18 protein-coding genes are annotated in these 14,024 nt (G+C 66.0%); 4 read left to right on the top strand and 14 right to left on the bottom strand.

Features of this window, described 5'->3' with window-relative positions:
• Window position 1: 1 nt before the first annotated feature.
• The 6 genes from EJC47_RS08235 to EJC47_RS08210 form a co-directional block, all read right to left on the bottom strand.
• Window positions 2–619, bottom strand: a complete 618-nt coding sequence (locus tag EJC47_RS08235) for a MarC family protein (protein WP_010405273.1) — start codon at window positions 617–619, stop codon at window positions 2–4.
• Window positions 616–1,305 carry a hypothetical protein gene (locus EJC47_RS08230; RefSeq protein ID WP_260591520.1) on the bottom strand — a complete coding sequence of 230 codons (690 nt, stop codon included), beginning with the start codon at window positions 1,303–1,305 and terminating at the stop codon, window positions 616–618. The genes EJC47_RS08235 and EJC47_RS08230 overlap by 4 nt, the downstream gene beginning before the upstream one ends.
• The gene (gene folD, locus EJC47_RS08225) at window positions 1,302–2,174 is read right to left on the bottom strand and encodes a bifunctional methylenetetrahydrofolate dehydrogenase/methenyltetrahydrofolate cyclohydrolase FolD (RefSeq protein WP_126846733.1); all 873 of its coding nucleotides are present in this window, start codon (window positions 2,172–2,174) and stop codon (window positions 1,302–1,304) included. Before folD ends, EJC47_RS08230 begins: the two co-directional genes overlap by 4 nt.
• 30 nt (window positions 2,175–2,204) lie before the next feature.
• Window positions 2,205–2,507: a YggT family protein gene (locus EJC47_RS08220; RefSeq protein ID WP_033964852.1), complete on the bottom strand. Its 303-nt coding sequence runs from the start codon at window positions 2,505–2,507 to the stop codon at window positions 2,205–2,207.
• A gap of 75 nt (window positions 2,508–2,582) precedes the next feature.
• Complete coding sequence (gene argB / locus EJC47_RS08215; RefSeq protein WP_126846731.1) at window positions 2,583–3,482, bottom strand: acetylglutamate kinase; 900 nt, start codon at window positions 3,480–3,482, stop codon at window positions 2,583–2,585.
• A gap of 126 nt (window positions 3,483–3,608) precedes the next feature.
• Window positions 3,609–4,259: a queuosine precursor transporter gene (locus tag EJC47_RS08210; RefSeq protein WP_033964851.1), complete on the bottom strand. Its 651-nt coding sequence runs from the start codon at window positions 4,257–4,259 to the stop codon at window positions 3,609–3,611.
• A 149-nt stretch (window positions 4,260–4,408) separates the two neighbouring features.
• Between EJC47_RS08210 and EJC47_RS08205 the strand changes: the two genes are divergently transcribed.
• Complete coding sequence (locus EJC47_RS08205; protein WP_126846728.1) at window positions 4,409–5,674, top strand: NupC/NupG family nucleoside CNT transporter; 1,266 nt, start codon at window positions 4,409–4,411, stop codon at window positions 5,672–5,674.
• Window positions 5,675–5,927: 253 nt separating this feature from the next.
• On the opposite strand, the gene EJC47_RS08200 is transcribed toward EJC47_RS08205, so the two are convergent.
• From EJC47_RS08200 to EJC47_RS08165, 8 genes are all read right to left on the bottom strand, one after another.
• Window positions 5,928–6,671: a sigma-70 family RNA polymerase sigma factor gene (locus EJC47_RS08200; protein ID WP_126846726.1), complete on the bottom strand. Its 744-nt coding sequence runs from the start codon at window positions 6,669–6,671 to the stop codon at window positions 5,928–5,930.
• Complete coding sequence (gene flhA / locus EJC47_RS08195; protein ID WP_126846860.1) at window positions 6,668–8,719, bottom strand: flagellar biosynthesis protein FlhA; 2,052 nt, start codon at window positions 8,717–8,719, stop codon at window positions 6,668–6,670. Before flhA ends, EJC47_RS08200 begins: the two co-directional genes overlap by 4 nt.
• 48 nt (window positions 8,720–8,767) lie before the next feature.
• Window positions 8,768–9,673, bottom strand: coding sequence for a lytic transglycosylase domain-containing protein (locus EJC47_RS08190; RefSeq protein ID WP_185867606.1), 906 nt, complete (start codon window positions 9,671–9,673; stop codon window positions 8,768–8,770).
• Between the two features lie 99 nt (window positions 9,674–9,772).
• Complete coding sequence (locus EJC47_RS08185) at window positions 9,773–10,129, bottom strand: flagellar protein FlgN (protein ID WP_010405286.1); 357 nt, start codon at window positions 10,127–10,129, stop codon at window positions 9,773–9,775.
• Window positions 10,126–10,413: a flagellar biosynthesis anti-sigma factor FlgM gene (locus EJC47_RS08180; RefSeq protein WP_010405287.1), complete on the bottom strand. Its 288-nt coding sequence runs from the start codon at window positions 10,411–10,413 to the stop codon at window positions 10,126–10,128. Before EJC47_RS08180 ends, EJC47_RS08185 begins: the two co-directional genes overlap by 4 nt.
• 99 nt (window positions 10,414–10,512) lie before the next feature.
• On the bottom strand, window positions 10,513–11,052 hold the full coding sequence (locus EJC47_RS08175) for a flagella basal body P-ring formation protein FlgA (protein WP_171010591.1): 540 nt from the start codon (window positions 11,050–11,052) through the stop codon (window positions 10,513–10,515).
• Between the two features lie 48 nt (window positions 11,053–11,100).
• Window positions 11,101–11,652 (bottom strand): flagellar motor protein MotB, encoded by a 552-nt coding sequence (locus tag EJC47_RS08170; RefSeq protein ID WP_260591519.1) that lies wholly within the window; start codon window positions 11,650–11,652, stop codon window positions 11,101–11,103.
• Entirely contained in the window at window positions 11,649–12,302 is a 654-nt protein-coding gene (locus tag EJC47_RS08165) for a motility protein A (RefSeq protein WP_126846724.1), read from the bottom strand. Before EJC47_RS08165 ends, EJC47_RS08170 begins: the two co-directional genes overlap by 4 nt.
• 235 nt (window positions 12,303–12,537) lie before the next feature.
• Between EJC47_RS08165 and flgB the strand changes: the two genes are divergently transcribed.
• The 3 genes from flgB to EJC47_RS08150 are packed head-to-tail and all read left to right on the top strand — an operon-like array spanning window position 12,538 to window position 13,997.
• Window positions 12,538–12,894 carry a flagellar basal body rod protein FlgB gene (gene flgB / locus EJC47_RS08160; RefSeq protein WP_126846722.1) on the top strand — a complete coding sequence of 119 codons (357 nt, stop codon included), beginning with the start codon at window positions 12,538–12,540 and terminating at the stop codon, window positions 12,892–12,894.
• A gap of 2 nt (window positions 12,895–12,896) precedes the next feature.
• Window positions 12,897–13,307: a flagellar basal body rod protein FlgC gene (gene flgC, locus EJC47_RS08155; RefSeq protein WP_010405294.1), complete on the top strand. Its 411-nt coding sequence runs from the start codon at window positions 12,897–12,899 to the stop codon at window positions 13,305–13,307.
• A 3-nt stretch (window positions 13,308–13,310) separates the two neighbouring features.
• Window positions 13,311–13,997 (top strand): flagellar hook assembly protein FlgD, encoded by a 687-nt coding sequence (locus EJC47_RS08150; protein WP_126846720.1) that lies wholly within the window; start codon window positions 13,311–13,313, stop codon window positions 13,995–13,997.
• The last annotated feature ends 27 nt before the right edge of the window (window positions 13,998–14,024 follow it).

Genomic DNA, 14,024 nt, shown 5'->3' with positions numbered 1-14,024 from the left:
CTTAGCCAAGGCTGATCTTTACACCGTCGATCACGAACTGCACGGCAAGCGCCGCCAGCAGCACGCCGAGCAGCCGCGTGATCACCGCTTCGATCTTGGCCCCCAGCACGCGCATGATCGGTCCCGCCGCGAGCAAGGAGACCAGCGTCAGCAGCAGGATCGTCGCCAGCGCACCGAGCACGACAAGCGAGCGCTCGATCCCCTCATTGCGGCCCATCAGCAGCATGACCGAGGCGATCGACCCCGGCCCCGCGATCATCGGCATCGCCATCGGGAAGATCGACACATCGTCATGCGGCTCGGCAGCGATCTTGGCGGCGCGGTCCTCGCGGCGTTCGGTGCGTTTTTCGAACACCATTTCCAGCGCGATCAGGAACAGCATGATCCCGCCCGCGATGCGGAAGCTCGCCAGGCTGATCCCCAGCCCATGCAGCAACGCTTCGCCGAACAACGCGAACACCAGCAAAATGCCCGCCGCCACCAGCACCGCGCGCAGCGCCATCGCGCGCGCATGCACCGGCGTCGCCCCCGCCGTCAGCCCGGCATAGATCGGCGCGCACCCCGGAGGATCGATCACCACGAAGAAGGTGATGAGCGAGGAGATGTAGAGTTCGATCATTTCGGGGCCGCAATCTTGTCGTCGACTACCGCTTTCCAGCGCTTGCCGGTCCATATCGCAGCCCAGAACCGGCGCGATCCGTCCTGTGCTGTCTCCCACATCCAACCAAGGGTACGATCAGACGCACGACCGCCGCCAGCATTGTCCGATGAAAGAATTGGGTCTTGAGTCGGTGTTCCCGCGCAGGACCCAACCTCCGATTGGATGATCCGAGGCTTATCGCGCCCGACCTTCAAATCATCCCCACCATCGACGATCCACTTCCAGCCGCCATCCGGCTGGCGCTGCCACACGGTGGAAAAATAGCCGACCGACCCATCGGGCCGCTTCCACCCGCCGGTGTTGACTGCAAGCGATCCATCGCACGACACATAGCTTGCGGTCGGCCACCAGCTGATCGCCTTGGCCGGGTCCGTGCGGTCCTTCAGCCAGGCTTGCGCATTGACCGGCTGGGGCACGAACATCGTCGCATCGCTCGCCGCCCATTTGCGGAAGGCGGTCCATTGCCCGAGCGTCTGCGCATCGGCGGCAAAGGCGCGTTCGGCGTCGAGCGCCGACCCAAGCTCCGTTCTCCCTGAGCCTGTCGAAGGGCTCCTCTCCGCGCGCGCGGTGGCAGGGGCTTCGACAGGCTCAGCCCGAACGGATGCTGGGGAAGCGATGGCCAAAAGCAGCAGCGCTGCGATCACAAATCGCCCTCGCCGACCACGCCTTCGCGCCGCTCGGCCGAGAGCAGCGCGTTGCGCAGCAGGCAGGCGATCGTCATCGGGCCGACGCCGCCCGGCACCGGCGTCACCGCGCCCGCCACGCTCATCGCGCCCGCGAAATCGACGTCGCCGACCAGCCCGGTCTCGGTGCGGTTGATGCCGACATCGATCACCGTCGCGCCGGGCTTCAGCCATTCGCCCTTGATCATCTCGGGCCGCCCGACCGCCGCCACGACGATGTCGGCGCGCTTGATCACGCTCGACAGGTCGCGCGTGCGCGAATGCGCGACCGTGACGGTGCAGCTTTCCGCGATCAGCAATTGCGCCATCGGCTTGCCGACGATGTTCGAGCGCCCGATCACCACCGCATCGAGCCCGGCGAGATCGCCCAGCACATCCTTCAACAGCATCACGCAGCCAAAGGGCGTGCACGGCACGAAGCCCGGCAGCCCCGTCGCCAGCCGCCCGGCATTGACCGGGTGGAAGCCGTCGACATCCTTGTCGGGGTCGATCCGGGTGAGCACGGTGCGCTCGTCAATATGCCCCGGCAGCGGCAATTGCACCAGGATGCCGTCGATCGCGGGATCGGCGTTGAGCGCATCGACCAGATCGAGCAGCGCGTCCTGCGGCACATCCGCAGGCAGGCGATGCTCGACGCTGACCATCCCGGCCTCACGCGTCGCGCGCCCCTTGTTGCGGACGTACACCGCCGAGGCCGGGTCTTCGCCGACCAGCACCACCGCCAGCCCCGGCGCGCGCCCGGCCTGGCCCACGAACGCCGCGACCCGCGCGGCAATGCGCGCGCGCAAGCCAGCCGCAAAGGCTTTTCCATCAATCAACGCGGCGGTCATGCCAGGAACTTTCGGTTTGGAACGGGCAGTTTAGAGCGGGGCTCCGAGGAGCAGATGCGCATCGAGATTGACCAGCACGATGCTGATCAGCCGCAGGATCAGCAGCACGGCGAACGGTGCCAGATCGAGCGCGCCGAAATCGGGCAGCACACGGCGCAGCGGGCGATACAGCGGATCGGTGCCGCGATTGAGCCCGGTGTAAATCGCCCGAATGAACTCGTTATAGGTGTTGATCACGTTGAACGACACCAGCAGCGACAGGATGACTTGCACCAGCACGATCAGCGTCACCGCGTCGATCAGGACCTGCAAGAGTTGGATGATCGTATGCAAAAAGCGTCTCCGACGTTGGTGATGCTATTCTAGCGCGATCGCGCCGATGCGACCACCCCTGGCGACGAACGGTGCTTAGCGCCGCACCAGCGTGCCCGCCCCGCGCCGGGTGAAGATTTCCAGCAGCATCGCATGCGGCACGCGCCCGTCGAGAATGACGGCGGCGTCCACCCCGCCCTCGACCGCATGGACGCAGGTTTCGAGCTTGGGGATCATGCCCCCCTTGATCGTGCCGTCGGCGCGGAGTGCCGCGACGCCCGCGGGGTCGAGATCGGTCACCAGTTCGCCATTCTTGTCGAGCACGCCGACAACATCGGTCAGCATGAACAGGCGTTCGGCACCCAAGGCCGCCGCGATCGCGCCCGCCATCGTGTCGGCGTTGATATTATAGGTGTGCCCGTCGGCGCCGATCGCGATCGGCGCGACCACCGGGATGATCCCGGCTTGCGACAGCGTATCGATGATCCGCCGGTCGACCCCGACCGGCTCGCCGACAAAGCCCAGATCGACATGGCGTTCGATCCCCTGCAAGGTGTCGGGCGTATCGCGTCCAACCTTGGCAGCGGTGACGAAGCCCGCATCCTTGCCCGAAATGCCGACCGCGCGCCCGCCCGCCTGGCCGATCCAGCCGACGATTTCCTTGTTGATCGATCCCGCCAGCACCATTTCGGCGATGTGCGCGGTCTCGGCATCGGTCACGCGCAGGCCATCGACGAAGCGCGATTCGACCCCCAGCCGCTTGAGCATGGCGCCGATCTGCGGGCCGCCGCCATGCACCACCACGGGGTTGATGCCGACCGCCTTCATCAGCACCACATCCTCGGCGAAATCGCGCGCGAGTTCGGGGTCGCCCATCGCATGGCCGCCATATTTCACGACAAAGGTCTTGCCAGCGTAACGCTGCATATACGGCAGCGCCTCGACCAGCGTCTCGGCCTTGGCGAGCAATTCGGGAGCGGGGGAATGATCGGTCATGGCGGGAACCTTCTGCTCCCCTCCCGCTCGCGGGAGGGGTTGGGGGAGGGCCTGTCGGGCAGTCGGGCGCTCCATGCCCTCCCGACGCCAGCCGCGCAACAGCGCGCATGGCGCAGGACACGAATCTCAGCGGTCGAGCCGCTTCCCCAAGGCGACGAAGCCGGTGATCAGGAACGGCACCAGCACGATCGACAGCACCACTTTGGTCAGCATCTGGCCCGCCATCAGTTCGACGATCGGGCGTTCGCCATAAAAAGAGATCGAGATGAACAACACGGTGTCGACGATCTGGCTGACGACACTCGCCACCATCCCGCGGAACCACACCAGCCGCCCACGCCCCTCTTGTCCCTTCAACTTATCGAAGATGAAGACGTTGAGCGTCTGCGATGTGCCATAGGAGATGAATCCCGCCACCATCATCCGCAGCCCCTGCCCGACGACAATCGGAAAGGCGGCGACGGCGGGCGGGTACATGCCCGAGTCATTGGGCAGCGCCAGCACCAGCTGGATCAGCAGCGCCGACACGATCAGCGGTACGAACCCGAAGCGCACCAGCGCGGTGGCGGTCTTCTGCCCATGCAGTTCGGCCACCGCGCTCGACAGCACGACCAGAATCAGAAAGCCGAAAATCCCCGCCTCGACCGCAAGCGGCCCCAGCGCGACCTGTTTGACGCCGAGCACGCCCGCCATGCAGACCATGCCGCCGTACAGGATCGAGAAAACGAAAAGCGAGCGCGGAATGCCGCCAACCGCGGTGGGAGCAGGGGTGTTCATCGCAGCGACGCTAGCCGGTTTCGCCGCCAGGTCAAAGCACGCGACGCGAGCCGAGCCACCGCAAACCCCTATCGCTCACGAAACCCACGTGTATGGTGGGCCGCCGTGCGCGCCGATTGCGGCGGCCTGGGCGTTACTGCGGGGGACATGTGGGTACTTTTCCGGTCGGCATCATAGGCATCCTCGTCATCCTGGGACTCGCCTTCCTGCTGTCGAACAACAAGCGCGCGATCCGGCTGCGCGTCGTCGGGGCGGCGTTCGCGCTGCAAGTGACGATCGCGTTCATCGTGCTGCGCAGCGACGTCGGCCGTCACGTGATTGAGGGCATGTCGCGCGGGGTCTGGGCGCTGCTCGGCTATGCCAAGGCGGGCACGATGACGATTTTCGGCGGCCTTGCCAGCGACCCCACCTTCGGCAGCGCGTTCGTCTTTTCGGCGCTGCCGGTGATCATCTTCTTCGCGGCCCTGGTCTCGATCCTCTATCACCTCGGCATCATGCAATTCGTCATCCGCTGGGTCGGCGGCGCGATCGAACGGGTGATCGGCGTGTCCAAGGTCGAAGCGTTGTGCGCCGCTGCCAACATCTTCGTCGGCCAGAGCGAGTCGCCGCTGGTGATCCGCCCCTATCTCGCCAGCCTCACCCCTCCGCAATTGTTCGCGGTGATGACGGTCGGCATGTCGGGCGTCGCGGGCACGATCCTGCTCGCTTACGCGACCTTCCTCGGCCAGGGCGCGCTGCCCTATCTGCTCGCCGCGTCGTTCATGTCGGCACCGGGCGGGCTGCTGATGGCCAAGATCATCATGCCCGACGTCTCGCTCACGCCCGTCGGTGAATTGCCGCTGGGCGACGATCCCGAAGAAGCCGTGCTCCACGTCGCCGAACAGGCGCTGGAGGAAGAACGCGCCGCCAACCTGATCATGGCGGCGGCGAACGGCGCGCAAACCGGCGTGCGCATCGCGGTCGCCGTCGGCGCGATGGTGCTCGCGTTCGTCGGACTGGTCGCGCTCGCCAACGGGATGCTCGGCGGCATTGGCGGCTGGTTCGGCTATCCCGACCTCAGCTTCCAGGGCATTCTCGGCTATGTCTTCGCGCCGGTCATGTATCTGCTCGATATCCCGTGGAACGAAGCCCGCATTGCCGGGCAATTGTTCGGGCAGAAGATCGTGCTCAACGAGTTCGTCGCCTTTATCGATCTCGGCAAGATGAAGGACCTGTCGCCGCACACCACTGCAGTGGTGACTTTCGCGCTGTGCGGATTCGCCAATTTCTCCTCGATCGCGATCCAGATGGCCTCGACCGGCAGCCTTGCCCCCAACCAGCGCCCGATGATCGCCAAGCTCGGCCTGCGCGCGCTGGCGGCGGGGAGTCTGGCGAATTTGATGTCGGCGGCATTGGCGGGGCTGCTGCTGGGGTGAGGGGATCGCGGGGGGCTGTTCTCACGCGAAGGCGCGAAGCCGCGACGAAGAGATAAGAATTGGTTCGCGCCGAGGCGCGGAGGACGCGGAGGACGCGCGCCCGGTATCAATCGGGAGACCGAACGGAGCGAATTTGGACGCACAGGGGGTCGCTCCAAGCCCTTCCTTCTCTGCGTCCTCCGCGCCTCTGCGCGAACAAACCTTCTTCTCTTCGCGCCTTCGCGGCTTCGCGTGAAAAGGATACGCGCAGCGCTCAGCGCCGCAGCATCGCCTTTTTCAGCTTGGCATGCGCCGAGGCCTTGATCTGGCACACCCGCGCCGCGCCGACGCCAATCACCTGACCGATCTCTTCAAGGTTCATTTCCTCGACATAATAAAGCTGCACCACCAGCATCTCGCGCTCGGGCAAGCTGGCGATCGCCCCGATCAGCGTGTCGCGCTCCTCGCCTTCGGACAGTTGCGCGAAGGCGTCGGGCTCATCGCTCGCAAACCACGGCCCTTCATCCGAATAGACATCCTCGATCGGCTCGAAGCGCACCGGCTGCGCATTGGCATAGTCCAGCCGCAGCTTGTCCGGGGTAACGCCGAGCCGGGCTGCGACCTGCGCCTCCTCGGGCGCGCGGCCGAGTTCGGTGGTGAGCGCGGCGACGGTCTCGGCATAAAGGCGTTTGCGCTGCATCGCGCCGCGCGTGATCGTGGCGCTGCGGCGGAGCGCATCGATCATCGATCCGCGCACGCGCGTCACCAGATATTGCTCGAAGGTCACTTGCCCGCGTTCTTCAAAGGCGCTGGCCGCTTCCACCAAGGCGACAAGCCCGATCTGCACCAGATCCTCAATCTCGATCGCGGACGACATGCTGCCATGCACGTGCCACGCGATCCGGCGCACCAGCGGCAAGTGCTTCTTGGCCAGCAGCGACAGGTCGGGCGTGCCGGAGCGGCGATAGACCAGCGGCATCGCCTCGGTGAAGGTCGCGAAATCGGGCTGCGCGGTCATGCGGGCAGAGCTCCAGGGGCGCCGATCACGGCGACGACTTCGACCGATTTGTCCTCTGGGACTTCGAAGAAGCTCATCACCGGAATGTCGGGCAGGCAGGTTTTGACGAGTTTGCGGATCGCCACGCGGATCGCGGGCTGGACGACCAGCGCAAACGGCTTGGCCTCGTCGACAAAGGGTTGCGCGGCGCGCTGCAGCGCATCGACGATGCGGCGGCCGAGATCGGGCTCGATCGTGTGGCGACGCGACGGATCGCTGCGGATCGCCTGGCCGAGCAAGCCTTCCAGCCCGCCCTCCAGCGTCATCACGCGCAGCGGCTCGCGCACGCCGCACAATTTGCCGATGATCAGCCCGCCAAGATCGGGGCGGATCGCCTCGATGATCTCGTCAGCGTCGAGCGTCTTCTGCGCGGCAACGGCGATCGCGGCGGCGATGCGACGGAACTCCTTGAGCGGAATGTTCTCCGCCAACAGCCCGCGCAGCACTTGCGTCAGCGTGGTCAGCGGCAGCGGATTGGGCGACAGCGATGCGACGAGGTTGGCGGCGCGCTCCTTCAGCCCGTCGAGCAGCGCCTGCACTTCGTCGGGGCCGAGCAACTCGGCCGCATGCACGCCCAATTGATGGTTGAGATGCGTCGCCATCACGGTGCCCGGATCGACCACGAGATAGCCCGCCCCCGTCGCAGCATCGGCATCGCCCGGCGCGATCCACACCGCGTCGAGCCCGAAGGTCGGGTCCTTGGCGCGCTTGCCCATCAGGCCACCAACCGCTTGCCCCGTGTCGAGCGCCAGCATTTCCTCGGGCGACACGCTGTCCTCGCCGACGACCACGCCGCCGACGATGATCCGGTAAGCATAAGGCGACAAATTGATGTCGTCGCGCACGCGCACTTGCGGGATGACGAAGCCCATTTCCTTGGAAAGCTGCCGCCGCACCCCGGTGATCCGGCCCATCAGTGGCGCGCCGCGACGCTCGTCGACCAGCGGCACCAGGCCGTAACCGATGTCGAGATTGACCTGCATCGTGTCGGCGACTTCGTCCCAGCCGATCTTGGAATGGTCGACCGGCTCGGCGGGCGCGGTTTCTACAGGGGCCGGGCGGTTGGCGGCCTGGCGCATCTTCCATGCGGCAAAGCCAGCCAGCGCGGCGGCGGGCAGGATGACGAGATGCGGCATCCCCGGCATCATCCCCAGCAAAGCCAGGATGATCGCGACCGGCGTCCACGTCCGCGCCGAGCCGAACTGGCTGCCAATCTGCCCCGCCAAATCCATGCTGGAGGTCACGCGCGTCACGATCGCCGCCGCCGCGATCGACAGCATCAGCGACGGGATCTGCGCGACCAGCGCGTCGCCGATCGCCAGCAGCACATAATTGTGCGCCGCCGCCGAGATGGTCATGCCGTGGCTGACTGGCCCCAGGATCAGGCCGCCGATGATGTTGGCCGCCAGGATCAGCAGGCCCGCAACCGCGTCGCCCTTCACGAACTTGGACGAACCGTCCATCGATCCGTAGAAATCGGCCTCGGTCGCCACTTCGACGCGGCGCAATTTGGCTTCTTCCGGGGTGATGAGGCCGGCATTCAAATCGGCGTCGATCGCCATCTGCTTGCCGGGCAAGGCATCGAGCGTGAAGCGTGCCGACACTTCGGACACGCGGCCCGCGCCCTTGGTCACCACGATCATGTTGATGATGACGAGGATCGCGAAGACGAACAGGCCGACGACATAATCGCCGCCGATCAGGAAGGTGCCGAACGCCTCGATCACATGGCCCGCGGCGCTCTCGCCCTCATGCCCATGCACCAGCACCACGCGCGTCGAGGCGACGTTGAGGCTCAAGCGGAACAACGTCGCGAACAGCAACACCGTTGGGAAGGCCGAGAAATCGAGCGGCTTCTGCGCGTTGAGGCTGACCATCAGCACGGCGAGGCTGATCGTGATGTTCATGATGAAGAACACGTCGAGCAGCGCCGACGGGATCGGCACCACCATCAGCACGACGAGCAGCAGAATCGCCACCGGCAAAGCGGCGGAACGCAACAACGGCAACACGCCACCAGATTTCAGGGCACCCGACTTCAACGCAATCGCCACCACTTACGCTCCCATCTGCGCGAGCATCATGTAGGCCAGCCGGGCATTGGCCGGGGTCGGGCGCAGCAGACTGGCGCTTTCGACACGGGTGCCATTGCCGCTGGCGGATCCACTCAGCCGGTCGAGTGTCGATTGCGCCCACACGGCCGCATCGGCGGTCGAGGTTTCGCCATTGCCGGGGATGACATCCGCCCCCCAGCTCCCGAGCCGCGTCGCCGCGAGCCCCGACGTCGCCGCAACCGGCGCGCTGGCCCCGGCGGCGCTCTGGTCGAGCTTGGCCGAGAAGCGGCTGTAAATGTCGGCAAGCGAGCGCGGCTCGCCATTGGCGGCAAAGAAGACGCTGCGATTGGCATGGGCAGCGGCGGGGAACATCGCCGCGCCGCTCTTGTCGGGGGAGGTCTGCAAAGCGGTCAGGAACGATCGTGCCCCGCCAAGGCCCAGGAAATGCGCCATATAAAGGTCGGTGCCGGTCGCCGTCCGCCCGGTCGCGCTTTCCAGCGCGCTCTTATTGTCGCTGGCATGTTCCGCCGCCATCATCGAGGCGGTGGCGGGATCGTTGCGCAGCGCCAGGATCGCGCGGCGCGTCGCCGGATCGGCAACGGTTGCGCGGCCGGTCGACGAAACGCTGATCGCATCGGCTGCCCAGCCAAGCCCGTGTTCCGCGCCATGCGCCTTGACCACACGCAGCCAGCTTTGGTCGACGAATTGATACAGGCCGGTCGCGCTCGACGTCCCCGCCTTGGCATCGGCACGCAGGCCGCTTTCCAATTTGGCCTGGCCCAGCAGATAATTGAAATCGATGCCAGTCGACTGGCTGGCATTGGCGATCGCCGTACGAATCGCCCCGCCGCCGAGGCTTTTCACCTCGCTGGCGGCACCGTTCAAAAGGGAGAGTGGATTGAAAGGCATCGGTCCCCGGCTGCGTCGCGGCTATTCGAGCGAATAGTCAGGCGAACATCAGCAAGAGCCGTGCCAGTTATCCTTAATGAGGCGTAACCCGCGCTTGGGTCAGGCGTAGGCCGCGATTCCCATGCCGGGGCGATACACCGTCCCCGGGGCGGAGCCGACCGCGACACCGGCAGACCCGGTCAAGGTTTGCAGGCGGCGGCGAACATTTGCCGCCATCAGGTTGACGTAGATGCGGCACGTCTCGTTCAGGCGATGCGCCTCATCGGCAAGCGCGCGCAATTCCGGGCTGGCGGGTCCAGTGCCGAACGCCGCAATCGCTTCGATCGCGCCGAGCTTTTCCTGGGTTGCCGCCTCAAGCGCGAGCACGTCATTGGTCTTGAGCGCGGCGATCTCTGCGTGGAGCGATTCGATGACGCGGATCAGCGCATCCCGCCGCGAGGAACCGGGAGAGGTCATTTCTTCGGGCTCCAATAGAGTTTCAGGGCGAGCATCCGATCGGCAATGGTTTCGGGGAAGAGCGGATAACTGCCGTCGCGCACGGCCTGGCGCACCTGTTCCACCCGCTTGCTTTCGACCGGGGCCTGCTTTCCAAAGTCAAAAGCGAGCGCCGACAGTTCCAATTGCTTGGCCGCCGCCTCGCTCGGCTGCGCTGCCGCTTTTGCGGTTTGCGCAGATGCTGCCACCGGCACGACCAGACGGTCTTGGGTCGTGACAGCCTTTGCTCCGATCGGTTCCACCATTGCCTGCACCTTTGCGGTTTCCGCTGACATGATGGAAGAACGACCGATCGCGACGGACCTTAAGAAATTATTCTATCCATCGGCAGATACGGTGCCGACTCATTCGGTCCAACCGGGCAGTGTAGCGCGGCCATTGGCGATCGCGACCGCCTGGATCGGCGCGCGCGCGCTGTCGATCTTGACCAGAAAGCGCCCTCCGGCGACCGCATCGCCCGCTGCAATCCCTTCCCGGGTGATCGAAAAGCCCGGCGATCCGGCGCTGATCGTCACCGGGTCGCCGCGCTTGATAACATAGACCGGCCGCAGCGGGGTCGCTTCCGATGGCGTGATGACCAGCGGAGCCGCTCCCTTGGGCACCACGGCCGGGGTGCGGATCGGCACGAACAACCGCCATTGCGGCCCAGTGCACGTGACCACCACCGCGTCATGCGTCTCCGACCGCCACGCCATCGAAACCATCGGGCAGGCCGCCAGCTTCAGGCGGCTGTCGACCGGGGTCCGCGCGCCCCCTTCCTCGCCGATCGCCTTGCCGGCAAAGGCGGCAACCGCGCGGTCGAGCGTGGCGGTATCCTGAAAGGCTGGTGCCGCAGCCGCCGGGCTGACCACGGCGATCAACACCAAGGGGAGATGACGCAACATCGCATTATCCTCTGCAAAAGCGGCAAAGCGCGGTTGCCGGGCGGCACATCATTGCCGCCCTCCCGCATAGCCGGTGGAAACGGTCACGCTGCGCTGGCCCGGGCGGGCGGCAGCGACGATAGTGATACGGTTGGCGGGAACCGCGTGCGCCAGCAGCAGCGCGCTTGCCACCGCACGCGCGCGGTCTGCAGCGAGCACGGCACCACTGCCGGTCACAGGATCAACGTCGCCCGGAGAACCATCGACCGCACCGGCAACCCGCAGCAGCACCCGATCGTCGCGGGCCGCATCGCGGGCCCAGCCGATCAACGCATCGGGAGCTACGGGCAGCGCCGCCGAGCCCCGCACAAAGCCGCGCATCGCGCCCGCCGACACCGCCATCGGTTCGGGCGTCGGGACTGGTGAAGGCGCAACCACATCCCGCACGCCAAACCCCGCGCGCAGCCCGCGCGCGAGCGCTGCACGGTCAATCTGCTGGCTTGCCTGCAACAACACAAAAAATCCGACCAGCAGCAACGCCAGATCGGCGAGCGTCATCAGCCAGATCGGTCGCGTAGGCGCGAGGTCGGGAAGATCATCCTCGAGCGCGAGCGACATCATGCCACCTCCGCCATCACCGCGCGCGGGGCCTCGCGGGCTGCGAGCGCAATTAACGGGGCGTCGAGCCGCAAACGTTCCACCGCCTCATCCCGCGCGTGGCGGCGCAAGCGTGCCGCAATCGGCGCAAAGACCAGATTGGCGAGCACCGCGCCATAGAGTGTCGCAAGCAACGCAACCGCCATCGCCGCCCCGATCGCGCTCGGATCGCGCATTTTGACGAACATGCCGACCAGGCCGATCAAGGTGCCGATCATCCCCATCGCAGGGGCGGTGTCGGCCGCCCCGGCCCACAGCTCGGCGGCCGCCACGGCCCGTTCGCTGCGCGCGCGGCGGCGCTGGCGGAGCAGATCCGCCACCTCCTCCGACGTGCCACCATCGACGATCATCGCAACTGCGGCGGCGACATCGGTATCGGCAATGACCGAACGATCCAGCGCCATGACGCCGTGCCGCCGGGCGATCCGGCCGAAAGCGGCGATCTGGTCGAGCAGCGCATCCGCAACGAAATGCCGCCGCCCCAGGGTCAGCAAAGCCGCAAAGCCGTTCGCCAGATCGCGCGCGGGGGTACGCAGGATCATCGCGGCAAGCGTGCCGCCGCCAACGATCGCGAAGGCGATGGGATCAAGGAACGGGGCGAGCAAGGTTATCATCCGCCTCGACACTGCAAGGCGCGGGCCAGATTGCCCCGGATGGACGACACGCCGAGCGATGCCAATCGTCCGCGCCGTCTTCGCCCGCACCGGAGGCAAAACCGGCAACCGCGTTGCCGCCAGGCGGCAAGCCCTTGCCGGTCAACCGTGCCGCAGGCCCTTTTCTGCCGCTCCGGCGCATTTGGCACGCCCTTTGCTGATACCCCGTTGCGCAATCCGGCGCAGGAGACGGGCAATGCCCAACGAAGGCCTTTTCGGAGTTCATGGTGCCGCACTCGAAGTGCGCTCGCAGCGCATGGGTGTGCTCGCCTCGAACATCGCGAATGCCTCCACGCCGGGCTTCAAAGCGCAGGACGTGGATTTTCACGCCGCGCTTGCGGCGGTGGAAAATGCGACGAACACCGGCGGCGACGTCAGCATCAAGGGCGCGCTGCAATATCGCGTGCCGTCGCAGCCGTCGCTCGATGGCAATACCGTCGAGCTGTCGACCGAACAGACTGCCTTTGCCGAAAACGCCGTCGCCTATCAGACGACGCTGTCCTTTCTCAACGGGCGCATCGGGCAAATCACCCGCGCGTTGAAAGGCGAATAAGCATGGCCGATCAGCCGCTCACCATTTTCCAGGTCGCCGGGCGCGCTATGTCGGCGCAGCTCGTGCGGATGAACACGACCGCGTCGAACCTCGCCAATGCCGGGTCCGTCGCGACCAGTGCCGACACCGCCTATCGCACGATCAAGCCGGTGTTCCGCACCCAGTTCGACAAGGCGACCGGGCTCGCCACCGTCAATGTCGAAAGCATCGTCCAGGCCGGCGAAACCCCAAACAAACGCTACGATCCGTCGCATCCGCTCGCCGACAAAGACGGCAATGTGTGGGAATCGGCGGTCGATGAAACGCGCGAGCTGGTCGACATGATGGAGACCGCGCGCAGCTACCAAAACAATGTCGAGGTCATGCAGACCGCGAAATCGCTGATCCTCGATACCCTCAAGATGGGACGGTAAACCATGGCTTCGACCTTCGATTCCACGCTGAACAGCCTCGGCATAAACTCCACCACCGCCAACACGACCAGTTCGGCGGTGGCCAAGAGCTCGCAGTCGCTCGGTACGTCAGACTTCCTCAAGCTGATGACCGCGCAGCTGCAGAATCAGGACCCCTTCGCGCCCGTCGACAACAACCAGATGGTCGCCCAGCTCGCGCAGATCACCAGCACGTCGGGCATCAGCGACATCAACACCACGCTGAAGGCCATTCAGGACAAGCTCGGCTCGACCTCTTCCAGCGACGCGCTGTCCTATGTCGGGAAGACCGTGCTGACCGAAGGATCGACCGCTTATGGCCGCACCTCGGGCGGCCTGGCCGGCGCGGCCGAGCTCGATGCCGACGCGACCGACGTGACCGTCTCGATCCGGGATGCCAATGGCCAGACGCTCAAGACGCTGTCGCTCGGCGCGCAAAAGGCCGGCACCGTGTCCTATGACTGGGATGGCAAGACCGAGAGCGGTGCCGACGCCGGCACCGGCCCGTTCACCGTTTCGGTCGCCGCCGCCGCGAACGGCACCAGCGTTACCAGTCGCAACCTCGTCTGGGCCCCCGTCGCGGCGGTCTCAATGCCCAGCTCAGGCACCCCTGTCCTCACCGTGCCCGGCGTCGGGCAAGTCCCCATCACCGCCGTCCGCCAGGTCGGCTGATCCCCTCACCCCCATCGTCCAAGGAGC

This window comes from Sphingomonas sp. TF3 (assembly GCF_003985085.1).
Classification (GTDB): Bacteria; Pseudomonadota; Alphaproteobacteria; order Sphingomonadales; family Sphingomonadaceae; genus Sphingomonas.
Note: the sequence above shows the minus strand (reverse complement) of the source record. Positions and strands in the feature narration are given on the sequence as shown.

Coding starts and splice junctions, on each gene's coding strand:
- EJC47_RS08150 (WP_126846720.1), top strand. CDS start 13,311: ATGGCTTCGACCTTCGATTCCACGCTGAACAGCCTCGGCATAAACTCC.
- folD (WP_126846733.1), bottom strand. CDS start 2,174: ATGACCGCCGCGTTGATTGATGGAAAAGCCTTTGCGGCTGGCTTGCGC.
- EJC47_RS08190 (WP_185867606.1), bottom strand. CDS start 9,673: ATGCCTTTCAATCCACTCTCCCTTTTGAACGGTGCCGCCAGCGAGGTG.
- flgB (WP_126846722.1), top strand. CDS start 12,538: ATGCCCAACGAAGGCCTTTTCGGAGTTCATGGTGCCGCACTCGAAGTG.
- EJC47_RS08180 (WP_010405287.1), bottom strand. CDS start 10,413: ATGGTGGAACCGATCGGAGCAAAGGCTGTCACGACCCAAGACCGTCTG.
- EJC47_RS08210 (WP_033964851.1), bottom strand. CDS start 4,259: ATGAACACCCCTGCTCCCACCGCGGTTGGCGGCATTCCGCGCTCGCTT.
- EJC47_RS08165 (WP_126846724.1), bottom strand. CDS start 12,302: ATGATAACCTTGCTCGCCCCGTTCCTTGATCCCATCGCCTTCGCGATC.
- flgC (WP_010405294.1), top strand. CDS start 12,897: ATGGCCGATCAGCCGCTCACCATTTTCCAGGTCGCCGGGCGCGCTATG.
- argB (WP_126846731.1), bottom strand. CDS start 3,482: ATGACCGATCATTCCCCCGCTCCCGAATTGCTCGCCAAGGCCGAGACG.
- EJC47_RS08235 (WP_010405273.1), bottom strand. CDS start 619: ATGATCGAACTCTACATCTCCTCGCTCATCACCTTCTTCGTGGTGATC.
- EJC47_RS08200 (WP_126846726.1), bottom strand. CDS start 6,671: ATGACCGCGCAGCCCGATTTCGCGACCTTCACCGAGGCGATGCCGCTG.
- EJC47_RS08175 (WP_171010591.1), bottom strand. CDS start 11,052: ATGTTGCGTCATCTCCCCTTGGTGTTGATCGCCGTGGTCAGCCCGGCG.
- EJC47_RS08185 (WP_010405286.1), bottom strand. CDS start 10,129: ATGACCTCTCCCGGTTCCTCGCGGCGGGATGCGCTGATCCGCGTCATC.
- EJC47_RS08170 (WP_260591519.1), bottom strand. CDS start 11,652: ATGATGTCGCTCGCGCTCGAGGATGATCTTCCCGACCTCGCGCCTACG.